The following is a 22,079-nucleotide window of genomic DNA, read 5'->3' on the forward strand; positions in this document are numbered from 1 at the left end:
GGTTTTTCCCGCTTATCCGTGACTTTTTCCCAAGCATAACCTGAGATGAAAGTGACGTGACATAACAAGACAAGAGTTGTTAGGAAGATGAATCAACAAAAACAAGCTTTTTTAGAACAATACAAACACCTCGATGCAATGGTCAAAGCGCAAACCGAACCCATCGCTATTGTGGGGATGGGCTGTCGTTTTCCCGCAGGAGTCAATGATTCCGCAAGTTATTGGCAGTTATTGGTTAATGGCATCGATGCAGTAACAGAAATTCCCCTAGAACGTTGGAATATTGCCGATTATTATCACCAAGATGCCGATGTTCCGGGGAAAATGTATAGTCGGGAAGGGGCATTTTTAGACAAAGTTGACGAATTTGACCCGGCTTTCTTCGGCATCTCACCCCGGGAAGCCGCCGCCATGGATCCGCAACAACGGTTACTGTTAGAAGTCTGTTGGGAGTCCCTAGAAAATGGGGCTATTGCGCCCGAAAGTTTGATTAATAGTCAAACTGGCGTATTTATGGGCATTTTTCGCGATGATTATGCCCAATTATGTTTTCATCAAGGCGTAGTCAATCACATTGATGCTTACAACAGTTTAGGAACCAGTCGCGCTATTGCCGTCGGCAGAATCTCTTATCTATTTGGGTTTCACGGTCCGACTCTGCAAATTGATACGGCCTGTTCTTCCTCCCTCTTGGCAGTACATTTGGCCTGTCAAAGTCTGCGCGGCCAAGAATGCAATCTCGCTTTAGCGGGGGGGGTGAATCTGATGTTAACCCCGGCCACTGCGATTAGTAATTGTAAATTAAAAGCCGTTTCTCCCCAGGGTCGCAGTAAAACCTTTGATGCTTCGGCCGATGGTTATGGTCGCGGCGAAGGTTGCGGTGTCGTGGTCTTAAAACGTCTCAGTGATGCTCTCCGAGATGGCAATCTTATTTTCGCCCAAATTCGCGGTTCGGCTGTCAATCACGATGGAAAAAGTAATGGCTTAACCGCCCCCAATGGTCAGGCACAGGAAGCTTTACTCAGACAAGCCCTCGAAAGAGCGAAAATTCAACCTAAAGATCTGCAATACGTCGAAGTTCACGGTACAGGTACATCTTTAGGAGATCCCATCGAGGTTTTATCCTTAGGGAAAATTTATGGCCAGGGTCATAGCCAAGATAACCCCCTGATTTTGGGAACCGTGAAAACTAATATGGGGCATCTGGAAGGAGCTGCGGGAATTGCGGCGTTAATTAAGACAGTTTTACAGCTACAAAATCAGCAAATAGCCCCTAATCTTCATTTTAAGAACCCTAATCCCTATATTCCCTGGGAAAAACTGCCGGTCAAAATCCCCACCACTCTTACCCCTTGGTTGGTCAGAGAAGGAGTCCGACGGGCTGGAGTGAGCGCTTTTGGGATGAGTGGGACTAACGTCCATTTAATCGTGGAGGAAAGCAATTTTGAGCGGCTTGGTGACGAAAAACCTCATTTAGAGCGTCCTTGTCATTTAATTACCCTTTCGGCGAAAAGTGAGCCAGCCTTACGGGAATTAGCTCAACGCTACTACGATTTTTTAGGTCAAAATTCCCAGACGTTCATGGCAAATCTGGCCTATACCGCTAATACTGGGCGATCGCATTTTGAGCATCGTTTAGCTATTCCCTTTCTGGCTCAAAAACAGCTTGAGCAAGCTTTAAAAGACTTTATTAGGGATGAAAATCGCTTTTCAGGTCAAAAAAGTATTTTAACCTCGAAAAAAGCCCCTAAACTGGCTTTTATGTGTACGGGACAGGGTTCACAATATCCCGGAATGGCTAGGGAACTCTACGAAACGCAACCGACTTTTCGCCAAACTTTAGAGAAATGTGACGAAATTTTACGGAGCTATGGGGTGAAATCCTTACTGCAAGTGTTATATGGGGACGAAAAAACCAGTCAGTTGATTAATCAGACTTTTTACAGTCAAATTACCCTATTTTCTCTGGAATATGCCCTCGCCCAACTCTGGTTATCTTGGGGAGTGAAACCCGATGCTCTCATCGGTCATAGTTTAGGGGAATATGTGGCCGCTTGTTTAGCGGGAGTCTTTAGCTTAGAAGACGGTTTGAAGTTAATTGCCCATCGGGGACGCTTAATGCAGACATTACCGAAAAACGGCATAATGGCGGCAATTTTTACCGATTCCGACACCGTGACCAATCATCTGAGGAAGATTAGGGGCATCTGTACCATTGCTGCGGTCAATAGTCGAGAAAATACGGTCATTTCTGGCGAAACTGAGGCTATTAACCATTTAATCGCTAACTTCAATCAGAGAGGCATTGAAAGTCAGACTTTAGCGGTTTCCCATGCTTTCCATTCTCCCTTAATGACGGGTATGGTGGGGGAATTTGCCAAGATTGCCGAAACTATCACCTATAATTCCCCGCGTCTCCCCCTTATTTCTAACCTGACTGGGGATGTTATCGATGCAGAGATAGCAACTTCCCAATATTGGGTTAATCATCTACTGTCTCCCGTAGAGTTTGCCCGGGGTATAGAAAGATTAGGAGAGTTAAATACGGAAATATTCCTAGAAATTGGTGCCAAAACCACTTTAATTAGCCTAGGTCAGCAAAATCTCACCGACCAAGGTCTCTGGTTAGCTAGTTTATCCCCAAAACAGTCGAATTGGGAAACCCTGCTCCAAAGTTTAGCGACCCTTTATGTAAAAGGGGTCAAAATTGACTGGAATGGATTCGACCTGGATTATTTACGCGAAAAAATCCCCTTACCGACCTATCCCTTCCAAAGAAAACGCTATTGGTTAGATTACATTGATTCTCAGCTAAAAACCCCGACAGTGGCGGCAGCTTTCCACCCCCTCCTACAGCAACCGCTGCATCTATTGGGGTCAAAGGATGTCCACTATCAATCCTCTCTTTCTCCCTGCTCTCCGAGCTATCTGCAAGAACATCAAGTTTTTGGCCAGGTAGTTTTCCCGGCCGCGGCCTATCTAGAGATGATTATAGTGGCAGCCGGTCAACAATATCCCAATCAGCAGTTTACTATTGGCCAATTGAGTCTGAATCGACCCTTAATTTTCTCAGACAACCAGAGTAAAAAGGTACAGTTAAGCTTACTAGCGGGGGGACAATTTCAGATTCTCAGTCTTGGGGAAGGGGAAGTTTCCCTACTGCATCTATCCGGTAATTTAACCAATGAAAACCAGGACTTACCCAGCTGCAATTGGACAGATATCCGGAACCGTTGTCACCAAAAAATCGAAATTGCACAGCATTATCAGGACTGTTTAAGTAAAGGAGTGAACTACGGGGAAAGTTTTCGAGTTATCCAGGAACTTTACCGCAATCAGTCCGAAATTGTCGCAAAAATTCAACTTTCTTCCCATCTACTCTCGCAAGCGGTGGATTACCAGCTACATCCTGTCTTACTTGATGGTTGCTTTCACGCTATGTCGGCACTATTTCCCGCAGGGAATAGCACCTATCTTCCCACTAATATTGACCGATTGACCTTTTCGGGAGTTAAGGACACCTCTATATACTGTCATGGTCGCTTCAGCCATAGCAATTTGCAAAACGGCATCTTAATCGCTGATTTAACTATTTTCAGCGAATCGGGTCAATTAATTAGCCAAATTGACGGATTAACCTTTCAACAGGCCCGGCCAGAAACCCTCTTTTCCCAGACCAACGACCTCAAGGATAGTTTATACGAAATTACTTGGCAAGCCACGGACTTGACGGGAATGGATTGGACAGAAACAGGAGATTGGTTAATTTTTGCCGACAAAAAGGGAGTAGGGCAACAATTAGCCGAAAAATTGGTGCAACAAGGGCATAGATGCCAACTTATCACCGAAAACAATCGCCAGACTTGGCAATATCTCCTCAAAAAACCCTATCAAGGTCTAATTTATCTCTGGGGAATCGATGACGACCAAGCTTTAGAAAATAATCAAAACCTAGCCGTCACTCAGGAGCGAATTTGTGGAACTTTGCTGGAAATAGTGCAAGAACTAGGCAAAATAGAGGTTAATTACTCTCCTCGCCTCTATATTGTCACCCAATCGGCTCAATACATTCCTTCTCAACCCACAGTGATTGCCCTTGCCCAAAGTTCCCTCTGGGGATTAGGACGGACTATTGCCCTAGAACACCCAGAATTGCGCTGTCTGTGTCTAGATGGAGATAAATTTCAGGATAGCCACACCTTAGCCCTAGAGGTGTTCCAATCTTTACAAAGTTCGGAGGAGGAAAATCAAATCGTTTGGCGGCAAGGCCAGAGCTATGTGGCTCGTTTAGGGCGATTTATCCCGAAATCGTCGCTAAAAAACCGAGAAATTGCCGAAAATGCCACCTATCTTATTACTGGTGGTCTAGGGGCCTTAGGGCAGCAAGTGGCTAATTGGTTAAGGAAAAAAGGAGCAAAATCCCTCGTCTTACTAAGTCGCCGGGGAATAACTCCAGAAACCCAACCAATTATAGACCAATGGCGACAAGAGGGAACCAATGTAGAAGTTTTTGCCGCCGATGTTAGCGACTTTGGCCAAATGCGTCGGGCTTTTGAGATAATCGAGCAACAGTTACCCCCCTTAAAAGGAATTATTCACACGGCCGGGGTGTTAGAGGATGCCAGCTTATCCAAACAGACTTGGGAGAAATTTGAGCGCGTCTTTTCCCCCAAAATACTCGGCGCTTGGAATTTGCATCTCCTCAGTCAAGAAGTGGATTTAGACTGGTTTATTAATTTTTCCTCGATGGCCTCGGTGTTAGGGTCTTCTGGACAGAGTAATTATGCTAGTGCTAATGCCTTTTTAGATAGTCTAGCCCATTATCGTCAAGCGCAAGGACTGCCGGCCCTGACCGTTAATTGGGGTCCCTGGGCAGAGGGTGGTATGGCCGAAAATTTAGGCGAAAAAGCGAAAAAAAGGCTAATTAAACAGGGTTTTACCCCTCTTGATCCCCAAAAATGTTTGCATCTCCTCGAAACATTGCTGACGACTTCTCGGACACAGGTAACTGTCGCTTCTCTCAATTGGAATAGCTTTTTTAACAGTTTCGAGAATCAAAAAATTCCGCCTTTATTACGAGATTTCCAGAGTTTTTCAGCCCAAAAATTAACCCCAGACAATAATTTTATTGATGTCTTAATTACAGTACCAATTGAGGAGCGTTTTGCGGCTTTGACTGCTCATGTTCAAGGGATTGTAGCGGAAATTCTCGGTATTCCGGCTAGAGAATTTACCAAAGTTGACCAAGGTTTTTTTGAGTTGGGAATGGATTCTTTAATGACGGTGGAATTACGCAATCGTTTAGCCAAGGATTTAGGTAAATCTCTGGCGGCAACTATCACTTTTAAATACCCAACAGTGACCAGTTTGGTCGATTATCTGGTAACTGAAGTTATTGACCTTGACTTTAGTTTAAAACCCTTAGCAATAGGAGCAAATCAAGATAGCAATATTGATCCCCTCAACGAAGAAGACTTATCCCTAGAAGAATTGTCCGATTTACTGCTACAGGAATTAAATTCCTTAGGTTAGAAAAGCAGACCTCAAACCCTATCTAAATAACCTGTTTACCATGACACAAATACCTGCCAAAACTGATCAAATGAGCTTAATAAAAGATGCCTTAAATCAAATTAAGGTCTTAAAAACTAAGCTACATACCCTAGAAAAAGCTAAGAATGAACCAATTGCAATTATTGGTATGTCCTGTCGCTTTCCCCAGGGAGCTAATTCACCGGAAACTTTTTGGGAATTATTGCAATCAGGAACCGATGCCATCAGCGAAATTCCGCCGCAGCGCTGGAATATTGACAATTATTACGATCCTAAGCCCGATGCAAGGGGAAAAGTCTATACCCGTCACGGTGGCTTCTTAAATCAACCGATAGATCAATTTGACGCTGATTTTTTTGGTCTTTCTCCCCGGGAGGTAGCACAAATGGATCCGCAACAGCGATTACTGCTGGAACTAGCCTGGGAAGCTCTGGAAAATGCGGGAATATCACCCTTAAATCGGCGAGGAAGTCAAACGGGGGTATTTATAGGCATGATGACTCAAGATTACTCCCATTTTAGCCATCATCCCGATCTGATTGATGCCTATACGGGAACGGGAAATGCTAAAAGTGTAGCTTCGGGACGTTTATCCTATCTTTTTGGATTTCATGGCCCAACTTTAACGGTTGATACTGCTTGTGCCTCCTCTTTAGTCGCTGTTCATTTAGCCTGCCAAAGTTTACGCAATAACGAGTGTGAAGTTGCCCTAGCCGGGGGAGTCAACCTAATGTTAACTCCCTTCGTTACTATCATGGAATCCCGCGCCCAGATGTTGTCTCCTGACGGTCGTTGTAAAACCTTTGATAGAACAGCGAATGGCTATGTGCGGGGAGAAGGCGGCGGTATTATAGTTTTAAAGTCTTTATCTGCGGCTATTCGGGATAATAACTTGATTTTAGGACTAATTAAAGGTTCGGCTGTTAACCATGGCGGTACGAGTAGCGGTTTAACAGTTCCCAATCAACTTAGTCAAGAACAATTGATTCGTCAAGCTTTAAAAAATGCTCAGGTAAAGCCAGAGGACATTAGCTATATTGAGGCCCATGGAACTGGCACTTCTTTGGGCGATCCCATTGAATTAGGTGCATTATCGACAGTTTTTGCTAAAAATCCCCACCCGGTTTGGGTTGGTTCCGTCAAAACCAATATCGGCCATCTAGAAGCGGCCGCTGGTATTGCCGGACTGATGAAAGTGATTTTATGCTTGCAACATCGACAAATTGCCCCCCATCTCCACTTCCAGCAACCGACACCCCATCTAGACTGGGAAAATCAGCCGCTGAAAGTTCCGACTAAAAACCGTGAATGGGTTAGTGAAAATTCTTCTCGTTTAGCTGGAGTTAGTTCTTTTGGCTTAAATGGCACTAATGCCCATATTATTCTCGAAGAATACCCTTACGAACCTCAAACGACTGCGGCACCTGATTCATCGCCCTATCTGTTCACCCTCTCAGCCAAGACCGAATCGGCTTTAATCAAACTAGCTCAAAAATACGCACATTACCTAGAAAATGCGAAAAATATTGCTTTAAGCTCCATTTGTGCCACTAGCAATCGCAGTCGCTCCCAATTAACCCATCGTTTCACCTGTATTATCTCTAGTCACTGCCAACTTCAAGAAAAATTAACCGCTTTCGTTCAAGGTGAACCCAGTTCTTTTCGCCAAAAAAGTGAATTTAATGGCAAAAATCGGGCAAAAATTGCCTTTCTCTTTCCAGGACAGGGTTCTCAATACCCCGGTATGGGAAGGGAACTATACCAATCCTATCCTCTATTTCGTCAAACACTCGATCGCTGTGCTGAGATTCTCCGTCAATATGGGGACTATTGCCTAACGGAGATTATTGACCAAGAAAATCATCTCAATCAAACTTTTTACAGCCAACCTGCCCTATTTGCTCTCGAATACGCCCTTTTTAAACTCTGGGAATCCTGGGGAATTACCCCCCATGGGGTTATGGGTCATAGTTTAGGGGAATATGTGGCCGCCTGTGTTGCTGGAGTCTTTAGTTTAGAAGATGCCTTAAAATTAGTCTTCTATCGGGCTAAATTGATGGATTCTGTGGGAAAAAGTGGTTCAATGGTCGTTATCTCGGCTAGTGAAGCTGAAATTAGTCCTTTAATTGCCCCCTATCAATCTCAGGTAGCTATTGCCGCTATTAATGGTCAGGATAATATTGTCCTGTCTGGTGCTGCAGAGACCATAGAAACCCTGGTAAAACAGCTTCAGGTCAAAAATCTGAAGATTACCCGGTTAAATGTCTCTCAAGCTTTTCATTCCCCTCTGATGGAGGAAATTTTAGACGAGTTCTGGCAAATTGCTGAAACTATCACCTATCATCCCCCCCAACGAGCCTTAATTTCTAACCTTAATGGCAACTTAGTCAATTTTGAGGTCACTACTCCCGATTATTGGTGTCGTCATCTCCGGTGTTCTGTTCGCTTTGCCGATGGGATAAAAACCTTACTGGACAACGGTTATGAGCTATTTGTCGAATGCGGCTCCCATCCCGTTTTATCGGCCATGGGCAGCCTACTGGATAAAAATTATTCTTGTCTTTGGTTGCCCAGTTTGCGTCGTCAAACCTCTGACCGACAACAGATCCTCGAGAGTGTCAGTCAGCTTTATCTGCGGGGATTCGCCCTGAATTGGCAAGAGATAACGGCCAATCAAGACAGTAAACCCTGTATCTTACCGACCTACACCTTTGAAAGAAGTAGTTATTGGCTAAAAACAGGCGACTTGACCCCAGAAGAAGCGCAATTATTGCCTAAATTGTCGAAATATCTCCTAGAAACACCTCCTCAACCGCCAGAAGTTGTCAAAACCACCACTGCATCATCTTCTGGTCATCTAATTACCCTTGACTCTCTTTTGGCCACACCCGCAGAGAAACAGCTTAAACAACTAGAAACCTACATTATCGGTGTTTTAGAACAGATTACCGGTTTATCCATGGTTAAGCTACATAGCAAGCAACCGCTCTCTAGTTTAGGCTTAGATTCTCTCATGTCCAGTCAATTACGACGTCAACTAGAGGAGGATTTAAAAATTATTGTTCCCGTAGAATACCTAGCGGGATTGAGTATTGAGCAGTTTTTACCGCAAATATTCAACTTAATCATCCAAAACTCCCAACCTGCAACTAGCAACAAAACTCCTCTCCCCTCAAAACAGAAAAAACCAATCAAGACGACTAAAGCCGAAAATATCTCTAATGATCCGAAACTTTGGCTAATTCGCAAACAAGCTAATCCTAACGCCCGCATTCGTCTATTTTGTTTTCCCTACGCCGGTGGGGGTGCCTCCGCATTCCAAAATTGGCTGAATTACTGCCCCAAGGAAGTGGAATTTTGGGCGATTCAACTACCCGGACGCGAAACGCGTCTTCAGGAAACTGCGATTACATCGCTAAAATCCCTGATTAATCGTCTCATTCCGATTCTGACTCCCTATTTAGACCAACCTTATGCTTTTTTTGGTCATAGCATGGGTTCTTTAATCAGTTTTGAATTAACCAGAGAATTAGCTAAAACTCGCCAAAATCTACCCCAACATTTATTTATGTCTGGATTTCGAGCGCCTCAAATTGTCAATCCCGATTTACCCATTCATCGTCTGGGAGATGAGCAATTTTTAACAGCTTTAGGTCATTTTCAAGGAACCCCAGAAACTCTCCTCAAAAATCCTGATTTAATGGCGGCTTTTTTACCAATTTTACGAGCAGATTTCAAACTCCTAGAGACCTATTCTTATCAACAAGGTCAACCCTTAAATTGTCCTATTACCGTTTTTGGAGGCCACAACGATGCCAAGGTTTCTGCCGATCAATTACAACAATGGCAACTGCAAACCAATCAAGATTTTGTCCTGCATACCTTACCCGGAGGACATTTCTTTATCAATCAACATACGGAGAAAATTATGAAAATAATTTGCCACAGTTTACGAGAGTTTCCTGAACAAATGACTGCCTAATCAACCAATTATTCAAGGGAGAAAAATCATGACTTTAGATTACAAAGAGCAATACTGTATTATTGGGGCTGGTGCCGCAGGATTAGCGGCGGCTAGAGCCTTAAGCAAAGCCAAAATTCCCTTTAATGTTATCGAATCTGCTCAGGATGTTGGGGGTATTTGGATTTATGACCGTCCCGATAGTCCAATGTATAAAAATACGCATCTAATTGGCCATAAAACCACACAACCTTTTTCCGATTTTCCCATGCCAAAAGATTACCCAGATTATCCCAATCATCGGTTAGTCTATGAATATCTTCGCAATTATGCCGCTCATTTCAATCTCTATGATTTCATGGAATTTAATCTCAGCGTGGAGAAAGTAAAAAAAGCGGGTAACTTTTGGGATGTCACCCTTAGCAACCAAGAAACCAGACGATACCGAGGGGTTTTAATCGCTAGTGGTTATCATAGTAAACCGAATATTCCTCAATTTTCTGGGCATTTTGACGGGGAAATTATCCATTCAAAAGATTATGATAATCCCGCTCAATTAAATGCTAAAAAAGTCCTGGTAGTTGGAGCGGGACAATCAGCCATGGATTTAGTCGTCGAAGCGGCTATTAATGGTAGTAAAACTTTCCATAGTACCCGCCGTGGCTTTCTCTGTATGCCGAAATTTTTGTTCGGTTTGCCCCCAGAATGGGTGATGATTAACACGCCAATCATGAATCTAATTCCAGCCCAAGAACACATGAAAATGATGGCTTTATTATCACCAATAGCTCTATTCTTACAAGGAGTTAATCTCAAAAAACTCAATATTCCTACAGATTGTAAAAGTAACGGTCTAATTATTCCCAACAGTGACCAACAAATCTATCGTTATTATGTGCATGGAGATGTCACCCATAAGCCTAATATCCAAGAATTAGACGGAAAGAATGTTATTTTTGCCGATGGCAGTACAGAAGAAATTGATCTGATTATCTACGCCACTGGTTACAAAATTGAATTTTCTTTTATTGACAAATCAGATTTAAATTGGCAAGAAGGAACCACCCAGCCCAACCTCTATATGAATGTTTTTCACCCAGAGGAAAATAACCTGTTTGTCATCGGAATGGTTCATCCCACTGGCACCCACTGGCGAGTATTTGAAGAACAAAGTAATTTAGTGGCCGCTTATCTACAAGCTCAGGATAAAAAATCCCGGTTTGTCTATAAATTTGAAAAGCTAAAACGTCAAATTAGTGCCAATTTAAGCGCCGACAATAAACACCATAGCGGTACTCACTCCTTAGTGATTGACAAATTGGGTTATATACGCCAAGCCCAAGGATTAGCTCGCCGATTACTGGCTTAAATCTCCCAGGATAATTCCCCCCCTCTGAAATCCCTCTCTCTTAACTCCAATGCCCTACATTATTGAGACAGCTACCGGTTTTCCAGAACATTACTATCCCCAAGAAGTTCTAGAAGTCAATATCAGAAATCATTGTGCTAATCTTCTTCAAGATTATTGCCGAGAAAATCAACTCGACTTCCAGGAACAAACCTTTTTTGATTTAGAACAAATTCATCGTTTTTTCAGTAATGTCAAAATTCAAGGGCGATACTTCACTATTCCCCTAGATGAATTCGATGCCGATAATCCTCCTGGAATCGCCCAACCCTTTCGTCAAATGGTCGATCTAACTATGGATTTAGTAACATCGACAGTAACTAATTTGCTCAAAAAAGCCGCTCTTTCTCCCAAAGAAATCTCCCTAGTTACTTCCGTTACTGTTCTTCCTTCCGTTCCTTCCCTAGAAAGTTTACTCCTCAATCGTCTAGATTTTTCCCTCGATATCAAGCGGCAAGCGTTATCCGGTGTCGGCTGTTTGGGAGGCGCCCAAGGATTAGCCAGAGTAAACGATTATCTGCAAGGACATCCCACCGAAGCAGCGATTTTGTTTACCACCGATCCCTCCTCTGGCCTTTGGCAAGGGTCAATTCATAGCGATTTAACGGAATTATTGGGACAATTACCCGAAGATCCGTCTCAATATAGCAATATCATTATGACCCTTGTGGTAGCGGCTTTATTTGGCGATGGAGTCGGCACGGTTCTCTTAGCGGGAGATGAACATCCCTTAGTCAAGCAAGGTAAAGCAAAACTGAAGATTATCGGCACTCAATCGCTGTTAATGCCCCACACAGAGCATTTAATGGCATTACCTTTAACAGACTACGGTTTTCGCCAAATTCTTCGCCCAGAAGTCTCTGATTACGTCAAGGGTGGGGTGAGAAAAGCGGTGACATCTTTACTGGAAAAAACAGGAGTTTCCCTCGAGGAAATTGTCTGTTGGATGGTGCATCCGGGGGGTCCAAAGATTCTCGATGCAATAGTTGAAGAATTTCAGTTAGAACCAGATGTTTTACAGGTTAGTTGGGATATTTTGGCAGAAATTGGCAATATTGCCTCTGCTACTATCCTCTGCATTCTCGATGAAACCCTTTCCCGTCCCCATCCTCCCACGGGTTCCTACGGATTAATAATTTCCATGGGGCCTGGATTTGCTCAAGAAGCCATTTTAGTTCAATTCTAAGGATATTTAAGGATGTTAAGCCAAATAGTTTTCATTGCCCTGATTAGTTACATTATTGTCCAACGAGTGCGCGTTACTCGTCTGAGTAAACAGAATATGGCCAAAGTCTTAGCGGAAGGTGGCAAACTGCATAGTTCTAATTATGTGGGATTCGTCAAGATTTTCCAATCTAGCTGGATGCTTTGCATGATCGGGGAAGTTTATCTGCTCGATCGACCTTTTATTCCAGCATTGGCTTTATTTTCCCTAATTACTACTTTTTTAGCTCAAAAGCTCCGCTATGCCTCCATTGAAGCCTTGGGCGATCGCTGGATTCATCAGGTGGTCACGGTTCCTCAGACACCCGTGATCGACAATGGCATTTATCAATATATCCGTCATCCTAACTGGTGGGCCATGATCACGGAATTAGCGGTGGTTCCCCTGTTTCATACCGCTTATCTGACATCTATAGTCTTTAGTCTCCTGAATGCTTGGTTATTAATCCAACGCATTCCGGCTGAAGAAGAAGCTTTAAGTCAAGACACCAATTATCAAGCAGTTTTCGCCAATACTCCCCGTTTTATTCCTAGTTTTAGCGCAATTTTCTCTCGCAAACAGCAACCGCTTAAAAGTTAATTGCCACGGATAGCAGGGCCGGTTCCCTACGGCCCTTTAATTACCCCTCATACCTGAATTTCAAGGAGAAAAAAAATACTATGGACTCTCTAATTGTTTCCGAAAATATTATTAGCGACAATTTAACTAACGCTCTACAAGAATGGGAAAATTTATTAGGCTCCGAATATGTCAGCACCGATAACAAAAAACGCCTAGAAGCCGAGACCGCTACCTACGAAACCCATGCTAAAATCCCGGCAATTATTCGCCCAGGTAATCGTCAAGAAGTCCAAGAATCTCTAAAAATTGCTAATCGCTATCAAACCCCTGTCTATCCTATTAGTACAGGTAAAAATTGGGGTTATGGTTCGCGAGTTCCTAGCCGCACCGGTTCGGTTTTAATGGATTTGAGTCGATTAAATCAGATTTTGGATTATAATGAAACCCTAGCTTATGTAACTATTGAAGCGGGTGTTACTCAGCGACAACTCTACGATTTTTTGCAGAAAAATGGCAATAAATTATTAATGAGTGTCACCGGTTCGACTCCTGATTCTAGTATTATTGGCAATATTCTCGAACGGGGTGAAGCCAAAGGACCTTTGGGAGATCGCTTTAATCATGTCTGTGGAATGGAAGTAGTTTTGCCCACAGGTGAATGTGTTCATACGGGATTTAATCGCTTTGAAAACTCCCAAATAGGGGCGGTCAATCGTTGGGGAGTCGGTCCCTATTTTGATGGAATTTTTACCCAATCTAACCTGGGAATCGTCACCAAAATGACTTTTTGGTTAACGCCCTATCCTGAATATTTTCAGGCTTTTTTCTATAGCATCGATCAAGAAAATAAATTAGAGTTATTGATCGATCAACTACGTCAACTGAAAATGGCAGGGGTAATTAAAACCACCTTCCACATTAATAATAACTACCGAATGTTGTCCATTCAACAACAATATCCCTGGCAGGAATGCCAAGAAAAAACTCCTTTACCCCCCGATTTATTAGAACAATTAAGTCATCAATGGGGCGGCGGTGTTTGGATAGGAGAAGGAGCTTTATATTCGGCTTCACCAGAACAGGGAAAAGTCGAAAGAAACCTAATTGAAAAAGCCTTGAAAGGAATTGTCAATAAACTTATGTTTTTTGATGAAAATAAGTTCAAAATGGCCAGCAAAATGAGTCCCATTTTTAAAGTATTTACTGGTGTGGAAATTAAGGACAAGGTGGATTTAATTTATCACAAAAATCCCCAACGAGGAATGATTACCGAAAAAGTGCTGAAGATGGCTTATTGGCGCAAAAAAACGCCCCCCACCGATAGGTTGAATTTAGACCTGGATGCCTGTGGCATGATTTGGTGTGTTCCCGCTGTTCCTTTTCTGGGAAATCATCTCAGAAATGCTCTCAATATTATCAGCAGCATCGCTCAAAAATATGGTTATGAACCCAATATCGGCATTAACTGTATTACCGAGCGCAATATCAACATCAATGCTGCCATTTTTTATGATCGATTGCTAGAAGGCGAAGACCAAAAAGCCTTAAATTGTCACGATGAAATGTTGGCAGAATTGATCAATCAAGGCTATTATCCCTACCGTCTTAGTACCCACTCTATGAATAGTTTACCCGTAGCCCAAGACGATTATAGTTGCTTAATCCAGAAAATTAAAGACAGCTTGGATCCCAATCACATTCTCTCACCCGGTCGCTACGAATTTCTTTAAATAAGCCTAACAATCTACTGCTAACTACCCATCTCTCCCCCAATTATAATGACTTCTAGCACTTCTAGCAAATGGCAACATCTCCGAATAGATTATCTTCCGTATATCACTGGTTGGTTTGGTAACTTTATCGTTAATAATGCCCTTCTAACCATGCTAATTTATCGCTACGACCCGGGCATTCCCAATGACTATAACTTGTCCATTTTATTGCCCTCTGCTTTAGTGGGGATAGCGATAATGATTAGCCGTATTGCTGGGGCTTTTGTGCAGCCAGTGATCGGTTATTTTTCCGATCGCTTTTGGAGTCCTTGGGGCAAAAGAAGACCATTTATACTAGCCAGTTTAGTCCCTTTAATTGGTGGTTTTATCCTGTTGTTTAATCCCCCTAATAACTTAAATCAAACCACTTACTTCATTTATTTAGTCACCATGCTTTGGGTGTTTTATGTGGGTATGGCATCCTATCATGTTCCCTATTTAGCCTGGTTGCCCACTCTCGCTAAAAGCCCAGAAGGAAGGGTTAAATTATCAACTCAAATCGGAATTTTTGGTTTAGTTGGTGCCACCATTGGTGGGATTATTGCCCCTTGGTTAACTGATAGCTATGGCTTTCAGGGAATGGGTATTGCTATTAGTCTTATTGGGCTAATTACTCTAGCTATGCCCTTGCTAGAAAAAGAAGAATATAGTCCTTCTAAGGGGAAATATCCTAACTTTAAAACCACCTTAACGGCGGCTTTTACCAATCGGACTTTTTGTATATATATGATCACCATGATCTTGGCGTGGATGGTGATTAGTATTATCTCGGTGATTCCGACTTTTTTAGTAATTGCTCTCCTCAAACGAGAGGTAAGTTTTGCCGCCGTGATTAATACTATTATCGTGGGGAGTGCCTTGGCTGGATTTACCCTAGTTCTACCCTTAGCGCAAAAATATGGCAAAAAACTGGTTTTTCAAGGTTCTTTAATCTGGGTTGGCCTGGGTATGATTGCCATGGCCTGTGGTCGCTTTTGGTGGCAAGATTCTTTGATTCCCTGGTTAATCCTTTCGATCATCGCTAATTTAGCCCTAGCCAGCTTTTTTAGTCTGCCGAATGCCATGTTATCGGACATTATCGATCAAGATGCGGAGCAACAAGGAATCGGCCGAGAAGCAATATTTTTTGGTACCAGGGGTCTCCTAATTCAATTTAGCCAAGGTGCGGGGTCTTTTCTAACAGGATTAATCCTTTCTTTCGGGAAAACTCCTGATAACCCCTGGGGGGTACAAATTGCCTTTTTGTGCGCCGGTATATTATCCCTAGCAGCGGCTTTTGTCCTCCGGCCTTATGCGATCAAAAAATAGTTCTTTCCTCGCTAATCTGTTATTACTCTTGACAAAACCCTACTCATTTGGAACTAGATTATGACTTCCCCCAATCCCATCACCAAACAGCAAGAAACTGCTATCAAAAAACTGCGATTGCCCTGGCGATTAATTATTACTGGGATCCTAGCGGCCACCTCGGTTTTTGCCTATCCTACCCTGCGTAATGTCCTCTTAGAAGACACCTCTGAATCCACCACCTCAGAAGAAACCGCTTCGTTAGCAATCGATAAGAGCAAGACGGCAGCCTTACCTGTGCGAACCTTAACTTTAAGTCCTGTCACCCATCACCAAGAACCGCGCCGTTATACGGGTAATATTGTGGCTAAACGGACAAGTGAACTAGGATTTGAGCGTTCGGGACAATTAATTAGTTTATTGGTTCAAGAGGGTCAAGAGGTACGCCGAGGTACTTTAATTGCTACTCTAGATACACGCAATTTAGAAGCACAAAAACAAGAACTCATCGCCCAGCGATCGCAAGCGACGGCTAAACTGCAAGAATTACAAGCTGGTTCCAGGAAAGAAAGTATCGCCGCAGCCCAAGCAAAAGTCCGCGATCTCAGGGAACAATTAGCTTTAGCCCAATCTAAATACCAAAGACGGCTAGGATTGTATCAAGAAGGGGCAATTACTAGAGAACAACTCGAAGAAGTGCAAACAGATGTTAATGCACAACAAGCGAGAATTGATGAAGCCCAAAGTCAATTAGATGAACTCAAAGCTGGTACTCGTCCCGAATTGATTTCTCTGCAAAAAGCCGTTATTGACCAATTTGATGCCCAACTGAAGAATATTAAATTAGAGATTGAGAAAAGCCAACTTCAAGCCCCCTACGATGGCACTATTGCCCTCCTTCACGTCAATATTGGCACTGTTGTTTCTGCAAGTAATCCGATCGTTCGTTTAGTGGAAAGTAATAAACTGGAAGCGCGTATAGGGGTTCCCATTGACCAGTCCGAAAACTTACCAATTGGCAGTAAACATCGTTTAAAAATTGGTAACAAAATATTAACAGGACAAGTCACTTCAACCTTGCCCCAAATCGATCCGACTACCCGTACCGCCACGGTTATTTTAAGTTTAAATCAGACTCAGGGCCTGATTCCGGGGCAAGTGGTCAGCCTAGAATTATCTCAATCAGTTCCACAATCGGGCTATTGGTTGCCCACAGAAGCTTTAGTACAAGGCACGAGAGGATTATGGTCTTCCTATGTTCTAGGAGAAGCTAATCCCGATAATCCTCGACAGTTTACCGTCAAACGCCAAGATTTAGAAGTTCTAGCGATTCAAGGCGATCGCTTGTTGGTGCGCGGGACTCTCACCTCCGGTGATCGAGTGATCGTCGAAGGGGTTCACCGCATCGTACCCGGGCAAATGGTGGAAATTTGGTAGTCAGTGGTCATTAATCAGCTTTATTATCCCTAATAATCTCCAATGAATAACTTATTTGAACGTAAACCTAGATTACTAATTCTGACCTTAATTCTGATTATTGTCTGGGGATTGTCTTCCTTTCAAATTTTGCCGCGCATGGAAGATCCCGAAACAATTAATCGAGGTGCCACCATTACCACCAATTTACCCGGTGCCAGTCCTTATCGGGTCGAATCCCTAGTGACCGAAAAAATTGAACAATCTCTCTCTAGCATCAAAGAAATTAGCCTGATTGAGTCCTCCTCAGAATTAGGGCGTTCCACGGTCAATATTGAACTTAAAGATGAAGTGACTGATGTGGATCCCGTCTGGTCACGCATTCGCGATCGGATTACCGATGTCATCCCGGAACTACCCCCAGAAGCCCAAAGACCCTTATACGAAGAAGGATATAGTAAAGCCTTTAGTTTATTGACTGCCATCCTTTGGGATCTAGATACCGCTCCTAATTACGCTATTTTACGCCGACTTGGCCAAGAACTGTTCGATGAATTAGAAGCCCTTTGGGGAACCGAAAGGGTCGAGTTAGTCGGGGTTCCGGCCGAGGAAATTTTAGTCGAAATCGATCCGGTGAAATTATCCTCCCTGGGCCTAACCGCCGTCGAAGTTGCCCAACAAATTCAAACCAGTGATGCCAAGGTCGCCGCCGGACAACTTCGCAGTAATCGCAATAATTTATTATTGGAAGTCGATACCAGTTTAGAATCACTCTCTCGGATTCGAGCAATTCCGATTCGTTACAGTAATGAGGGACAATTTACCCGTTTAGGAGATATCGCTCTAGTTACCAAGGGAATTCAAGAACCACCACCAGAACTAACCATTATTAACGGTAAACCGGCTATTGTGGTGGCCGCTATGATGGAATCGGGGCAACGCATAGACGAATGGACAGCGGCAGCCCAGGCCAAGTTAGACCTGTTTCGCCCTTCTCTCCCCCAAGGTGTGAGCCTCAAGATAATTTTTGCCCAAAATCGTTATGTGGCTAACCGACTCGATGGATTATTCAGCAACATGATCCTAGGGTTACTCTGTGTCATGGGGACAGCTTTTGTGATGATGGGATGGCAGTCCGCCTTGGTGGTGAGTTTATCCTTGCCTTTATCGATCCTGATGGTCTTTGCCGGTATGAATCTCTGGCAAATCCCCCTACATCAAATGTCGGTGACAGGAATTGTTATTGCTTTGGGACTTTTGATCGATAACGCTATTGTGATTGTCGATGAACTGCAAAAAGGACTACGGACGGGAATAGCTCACGAACATATTGTTGCTGAAACCGTTAAACAGTTAGGGATTCCCCTCTTAGCTTCTACCCTAACCACGATTTTGTCTTTTATGCCGATCGCTCTTTTGCAAGGAGGCACTGGCGAATTCGTGCGTACTATCGCCCAAACAGTGATCTTAGCCTTGGTTAGTTCTCTAATTTTGTCCCTAACGATTATTCCTATTCTCAGTTTACGTTTATATCAACTGACTCATCGATCGCACCAGACAAAAACCCATTGGTGGGATACGGGAATTAATTTACCGCTCCTAACGGGTTTGTATCGCCAAATTTTGAAGTTAATTCTCTATTTTCCGGTATTAGGTCTGGTTATTGGCTTGATTATCCCAATTACTGGCTTTGTTGTCGCTGGCACTCTCCCAGAAGAATTCTTTCCCCCAGCAGAACGAGATCAGTTAACCCTAGAAATCGAACTGGCCCCCACCACAACCCTAGAAGTAACTCAGGTAAAAGTGGCTCAAGCTGCAAAAATACTGCTAGATCATCAAGAAATTGCGGAAGTTCACTGGTTTTTAGGGCGTAATGCTCCCCCCTTCTACTATAATCTCTCCGATGGCGTCAAAGACTCTCCTAATTTTGCCCAAGCGTTGATTCAACTTCGGCAAGTTTCTGATGAACCCCAATTGATCGAAACCTTACAAAAACAATTAAGTCAAGCTCTACCGATGGCAAGGGTATTAGTCAGCCCCCTAGAACAGGGTCCACCGGTGGGAGCCCCGATCGAAATTAGGGTTTATGGCTCAGAATTGGAGATGTTAAGGAAAATTGGCGAGTCCCTACGGGAAGAACTGGCAAAAATACCCGAAATAACCTATTCTGTTGCTGATTTAAGTGAAATTCAAGCTAAATTAGCCTTAAAAATTAATGAAGAAAAAGCTCGACTAATTGGTTTGGATAATGCGGCGATCGCCAGTCAATTGGATAACCTTTTAGAAGGTTCTGTGGGTGGCTCGATTTTAGAAGCAACGGAAGAATTACCCGTACGAGTCCGAGTCGCTAATCGCGATCGCGAGCAACTGCCACAAATTGCCTCTTTAAATATTCTCGGTAATTCCGCCACTGCTGAACGGGCGAATATTTCCCTTTCCTCCGTGGCAGAATTTGATTTTCTCCCCGAATTAGCCACGATTCCTCGACGAAATGGCAAGCGAATTAATACGGTGAAGGCCTATGTTCAAGCTGATGCGATCGCTGCAACGGTTTTAGACGAATTTCGCCAAAACTTAGAATCGGGCAAATTTTCTCTTCCGCCAGGGTATCGGCTCGAATTTGGCGGAGAGGAAGAAGAAAGAGATACGGCTGTGGCTAATCTAATTGCTAGTGTGGGAGTCTTGGCGATTCTAATGCTATCAACCCTTGTTCTTTCTTTTAACTCCTTCCGTCTTGCTGCCCTAGTTACTGTCGTCGGTATTAGTTCAATTGGACTAGCCTTATTTTCCCTCTGGTTATTTGAATATCCCTTGGGATTCATGTCCATTTTAGGCACTATCGGCTTAGTTGGGGTTTCCGTTAATGACTCTATTGTCGTGGTGGCGGCTTTACAAGCTTTACCGCCCCATCTTCAACGCCAACGCAAGGCAATCCGGGAAGTGGTCATTGCTTCCACCCGTCACATTCTCACCACTACCTTAACCACCGTGACGGGATTTGTGCCATTATTCCTCTACGGCGGCGCTTTTTGGGAACCCCTCGCTATCTGTATTTCCATCGGGGTGGTCGGAACCACCCTAAGCGCGCTGGTATTTGTCCCGTCGGGATGGTACTATCTCGCTCAAGCCCAAAAGGTTTCCCCTCTGTCTGTTTCTGAGTAGCTTGATTAAATGCCACTTTTGTAGAGACGTTGCTAGACAACGTCTCTATTGATTTGGGTAAAAATAGCCTGAAAGTCCTCTCGGCTCCACCGCCCTGATCCGAGAAAATAGGGATAATTGGCTGGGTTAAATATAATCGAGTTTGAACAATAGATAAGTTTTTTAACAAGAGTAGTTTTAGATACTAATTACCCGATGGACTGGGGTAGAATTGGGAAAACCAGTCCAACTGTTTTAGCCAAGCTATTTAACTATGATTAAAATTAACTTGCTGTTCGGGTTATCTTCCCTTAAAAAATCGAAAAAAAACTTTACATAAACTCAAAGGAGGGCCTCGTAAATTGCTCATCTAAAAGCAGAGTGAGTTATCGGACAAAGTTTTTAGGTGCTTTTGTTGATTACTTCTTAACCACCGTCTTAAAGTAGAAGAAGGGAGATGAAAGTTAATCAGTTACTAAGACGCTACGAACAAGGAGAGCGGGATTTTTTAGCCATTGACTTGATGAGTCTAGATCTACAACAAGTGACTCTGATTGCCGTCAATTTTGCTGCAGCCAATTTGCGCGGAACTAATTTGAGTCGCTCTTTTCTGACTAAATCAAATCTGCGGGGAGCGAGTTTGAATTGGGCGAATTTAACCTATGCCAAATTAAGTCAAGCGCAATTAGTGGAAGCGGACTTAACCAAAGCCAATCTCACCGGGGCCTTTATGGTTCAGGCAAACCTGCGTAACTCGCGATTAAGTGGGGCGGATCTTTCCCATGCTAATCTCCGGGGGGCGAATTTATGCGGGGCGAATTTATGCGGGGCGAATTTATACTTAGTTAATCTCTTGGAGGCAACCCTAGATAAAGTTAATCTCAATTGGGCTAATTTGCAAGAGGCGCGGTTAAGTGGGGCTAAATGTCGTCAGATTTCCGCAAGGGAAGCCAATTTTAGCGGCTCTTTTCTGAAAGAGGTGGACTTTCAAGGGGCCAATTTAGAAAGGGCTAATTTTAGCGAGGCACGTCTGACGGGTAGTGATTTACGCGGGGCCAATTTAGCGGGTGCTAATCTAGCGGGAGCGCGTTTACAAGAAGTAAATCTACAGGGAGCGGACTTGAGGGGTGCTAACTTGACGGGGACTTGTTTTGAGAGCGTCACCGGTTGGACAGAAACCGCCCAAGAAGATGATATTTTTCCCCTAGACTGGTTTCAGCCCCGTTTTGCCACTTAAAAGTCAATATGTCTGCCGAAAGTCCCTCCTTTTCCTATCAATTAACGATTAGCTGGAGTGGTTAATCTTTGGTTAGGAATGGGGATTGGGGGAGCATTATTCGGCTCGTCCTCGAAGGGTAAAGCAGGAGGAGGAGGAGTGGTAGCACTGGGAGATGGTGCTGGAGATGGCGTGGGATTAACGGCAGCGGGGGGACTTTTCGGGGTGACTACGGGTGCGGGAGAGCTAAAACCGAGGAGATCTTTGCCAAAGGGAAAAACATTTCTCCAGCGTTGAATATTGGGATGACCAAACCAATCTTGACGGGACACCTTCACCGAGAGCAAAGGTGCGATCGCCCCTGATTTTTCGGCCGTTATCAATAAATCAATTTTATTACTGGACTTCCCCCATACAGAAATACTAAAAAATTAACAAAACCCTTACTGCCTGGAGCTTCTCAGAAAAAATTGAAAAGACGCTACTGGGTACATTTTCCCTTTGAAAATGGCTGTACCGTTGACTGTATCTAGAGTAGA

General features: G+C 43.5%; 10 protein-coding genes and 1 pseudogene. 10 read left to right on the plus strand and 1 reads right to left on the minus strand.

Annotated elements, in window-relative coordinates:
- Positions 1–87: 87 nt before the first annotated feature.
- The 10 genes from PX482_RS20825 to PX482_RS20870 all read left to right on the plus strand — a co-directional run bounded on the left by PX482_RS20825 (position 88) and on the right by PX482_RS20870 (position 21,561).
- A complete protein-coding gene (locus tag PX482_RS20825) occupies positions 88–5,532 on the plus strand; it encodes a type I polyketide synthase (protein ID WP_288027401.1) in 5,445 nt (1,814 codons plus the stop codon).
- 40 nt (positions 5,533–5,572) lie between these two features.
- Positions 5,573–9,535, plus strand: coding sequence for a beta-ketoacyl synthase N-terminal-like domain-containing protein (locus tag PX482_RS20830; RefSeq protein ID WP_502888571.1), 3,963 nt, complete (start codon positions 5,573–5,575; stop codon positions 9,533–9,535).
- Positions 9,536–9,563: 28 nt separating this feature from the next.
- Positions 9,564–10,883, plus strand: a complete 1,320-nt coding sequence (locus PX482_RS20835; protein WP_002798961.1) for a flavin-containing monooxygenase — start codon at positions 9,564–9,566, stop codon at positions 10,881–10,883.
- Between the two features lie 49 nt (positions 10,884–10,932).
- Positions 10,933–12,108 carry a type III polyketide synthase gene (locus PX482_RS20840; protein ID WP_002731880.1) on the plus strand — a complete coding sequence of 392 codons (1,176 nt, stop codon included), beginning with the start codon at positions 10,933–10,935 and terminating at the stop codon, positions 12,106–12,108.
- A gap of 12 nt (positions 12,109–12,120) precedes the next feature.
- Positions 12,121–12,726, plus strand: coding sequence for an isoprenylcysteine carboxyl methyltransferase family protein (locus PX482_RS20845; protein WP_002731647.1), 606 nt, complete (start codon positions 12,121–12,123; stop codon positions 12,724–12,726).
- A gap of 80 nt (positions 12,727–12,806) precedes the next feature.
- The gene (locus PX482_RS20850) at positions 12,807–14,438 is read left to right on the plus strand and encodes an FAD-binding oxidoreductase (protein ID WP_288122967.1); all 1,632 of its coding nucleotides are present in this window, start codon (positions 12,807–12,809) and stop codon (positions 14,436–14,438) included.
- A gap of 48 nt (positions 14,439–14,486) precedes the next feature.
- Positions 14,487–15,788, plus strand: a complete 1,302-nt coding sequence (locus PX482_RS20855) for an MFS transporter (RefSeq protein WP_288122968.1) — start codon at positions 14,487–14,489, stop codon at positions 15,786–15,788.
- Positions 15,789–15,848: 60 nt separating this feature from the next.
- A complete protein-coding gene (locus PX482_RS20860) occupies positions 15,849–17,204 on the plus strand; it encodes an efflux RND transporter periplasmic adaptor subunit (protein WP_288027407.1) in 1,356 nt (451 codons plus the stop codon).
- Positions 17,205–17,246: 42 nt separating this feature from the next.
- Positions 17,247–20,345, plus strand: coding sequence for an efflux RND transporter permease subunit (locus tag PX482_RS20865; protein ID WP_288122969.1), 3,099 nt, complete (start codon positions 17,247–17,249; stop codon positions 20,343–20,345).
- A 436-nt stretch (positions 20,346–20,781) separates the two neighbouring features.
- A complete protein-coding gene (locus PX482_RS20870) occupies positions 20,782–21,561 on the plus strand; it encodes a pentapeptide repeat-containing protein (protein WP_002763888.1) in 780 nt (259 codons plus the stop codon).
- Positions 21,562–21,602: 41 nt separating this feature from the next.
- On the opposite strand, the pseudogene PX482_RS20875 reads toward PX482_RS20870, so the two are convergent.
- Positions 21,603–21,938: pseudogene (locus PX482_RS20875) on the minus strand (hypothetical protein); the annotation flags it as partial.
- Positions 21,939–22,079 lie beyond the last annotated feature (141 nt).

It is taken from the genome of Microcystis sp. M53602_WE12 (assembly GCF_030065455.1).
GTDB lineage: Bacteria > Cyanobacteriota > Cyanobacteriia > Cyanobacteriales > Microcystaceae > Microcystis > Microcystis aeruginosa.

What these genes read in the sequence shown, in the direction of transcription:
- PX482_RS20825 (WP_288027401.1), top strand. Translation starts at nt 88, where the DNA reads ATGAATCAACAAAAACAAGCTTTTTTAGAACAATACAAACACCTCGAT.
- PX482_RS20830 (WP_502888571.1), top strand. Translation starts at nt 5,573, where the DNA reads ATGACACAAATACCTGCCAAAACTGATCAAATGAGCTTAATAAAAGAT.
- PX482_RS20835 (WP_002798961.1), top strand. Translation starts at nt 9,564, where the DNA reads ATGACTTTAGATTACAAAGAGCAATACTGTATTATTGGGGCTGGTGCC.
- PX482_RS20840 (WP_002731880.1), top strand. Translation starts at nt 10,933, where the DNA reads ATGCCCTACATTATTGAGACAGCTACCGGTTTTCCAGAACATTACTAT.
- PX482_RS20845 (WP_002731647.1), top strand. Translation starts at nt 12,121, where the DNA reads ATGTTAAGCCAAATAGTTTTCATTGCCCTGATTAGTTACATTATTGTC.
- PX482_RS20850 (WP_288122967.1), top strand. Translation starts at nt 12,807, where the DNA reads ATGGACTCTCTAATTGTTTCCGAAAATATTATTAGCGACAATTTAACT.
- PX482_RS20855 (WP_288122968.1), top strand. Translation starts at nt 14,487, where the DNA reads ATGACTTCTAGCACTTCTAGCAAATGGCAACATCTCCGAATAGATTAT.
- PX482_RS20860 (WP_288027407.1), top strand. Translation starts at nt 15,849, where the DNA reads ATGACTTCCCCCAATCCCATCACCAAACAGCAAGAAACTGCTATCAAA.
- PX482_RS20865 (WP_288122969.1), top strand. Translation starts at nt 17,247, where the DNA reads ATGAATAACTTATTTGAACGTAAACCTAGATTACTAATTCTGACCTTA.
- PX482_RS20870 (WP_002763888.1), top strand. Translation starts at nt 20,782, where the DNA reads ATGAAAGTTAATCAGTTACTAAGACGCTACGAACAAGGAGAGCGGGAT.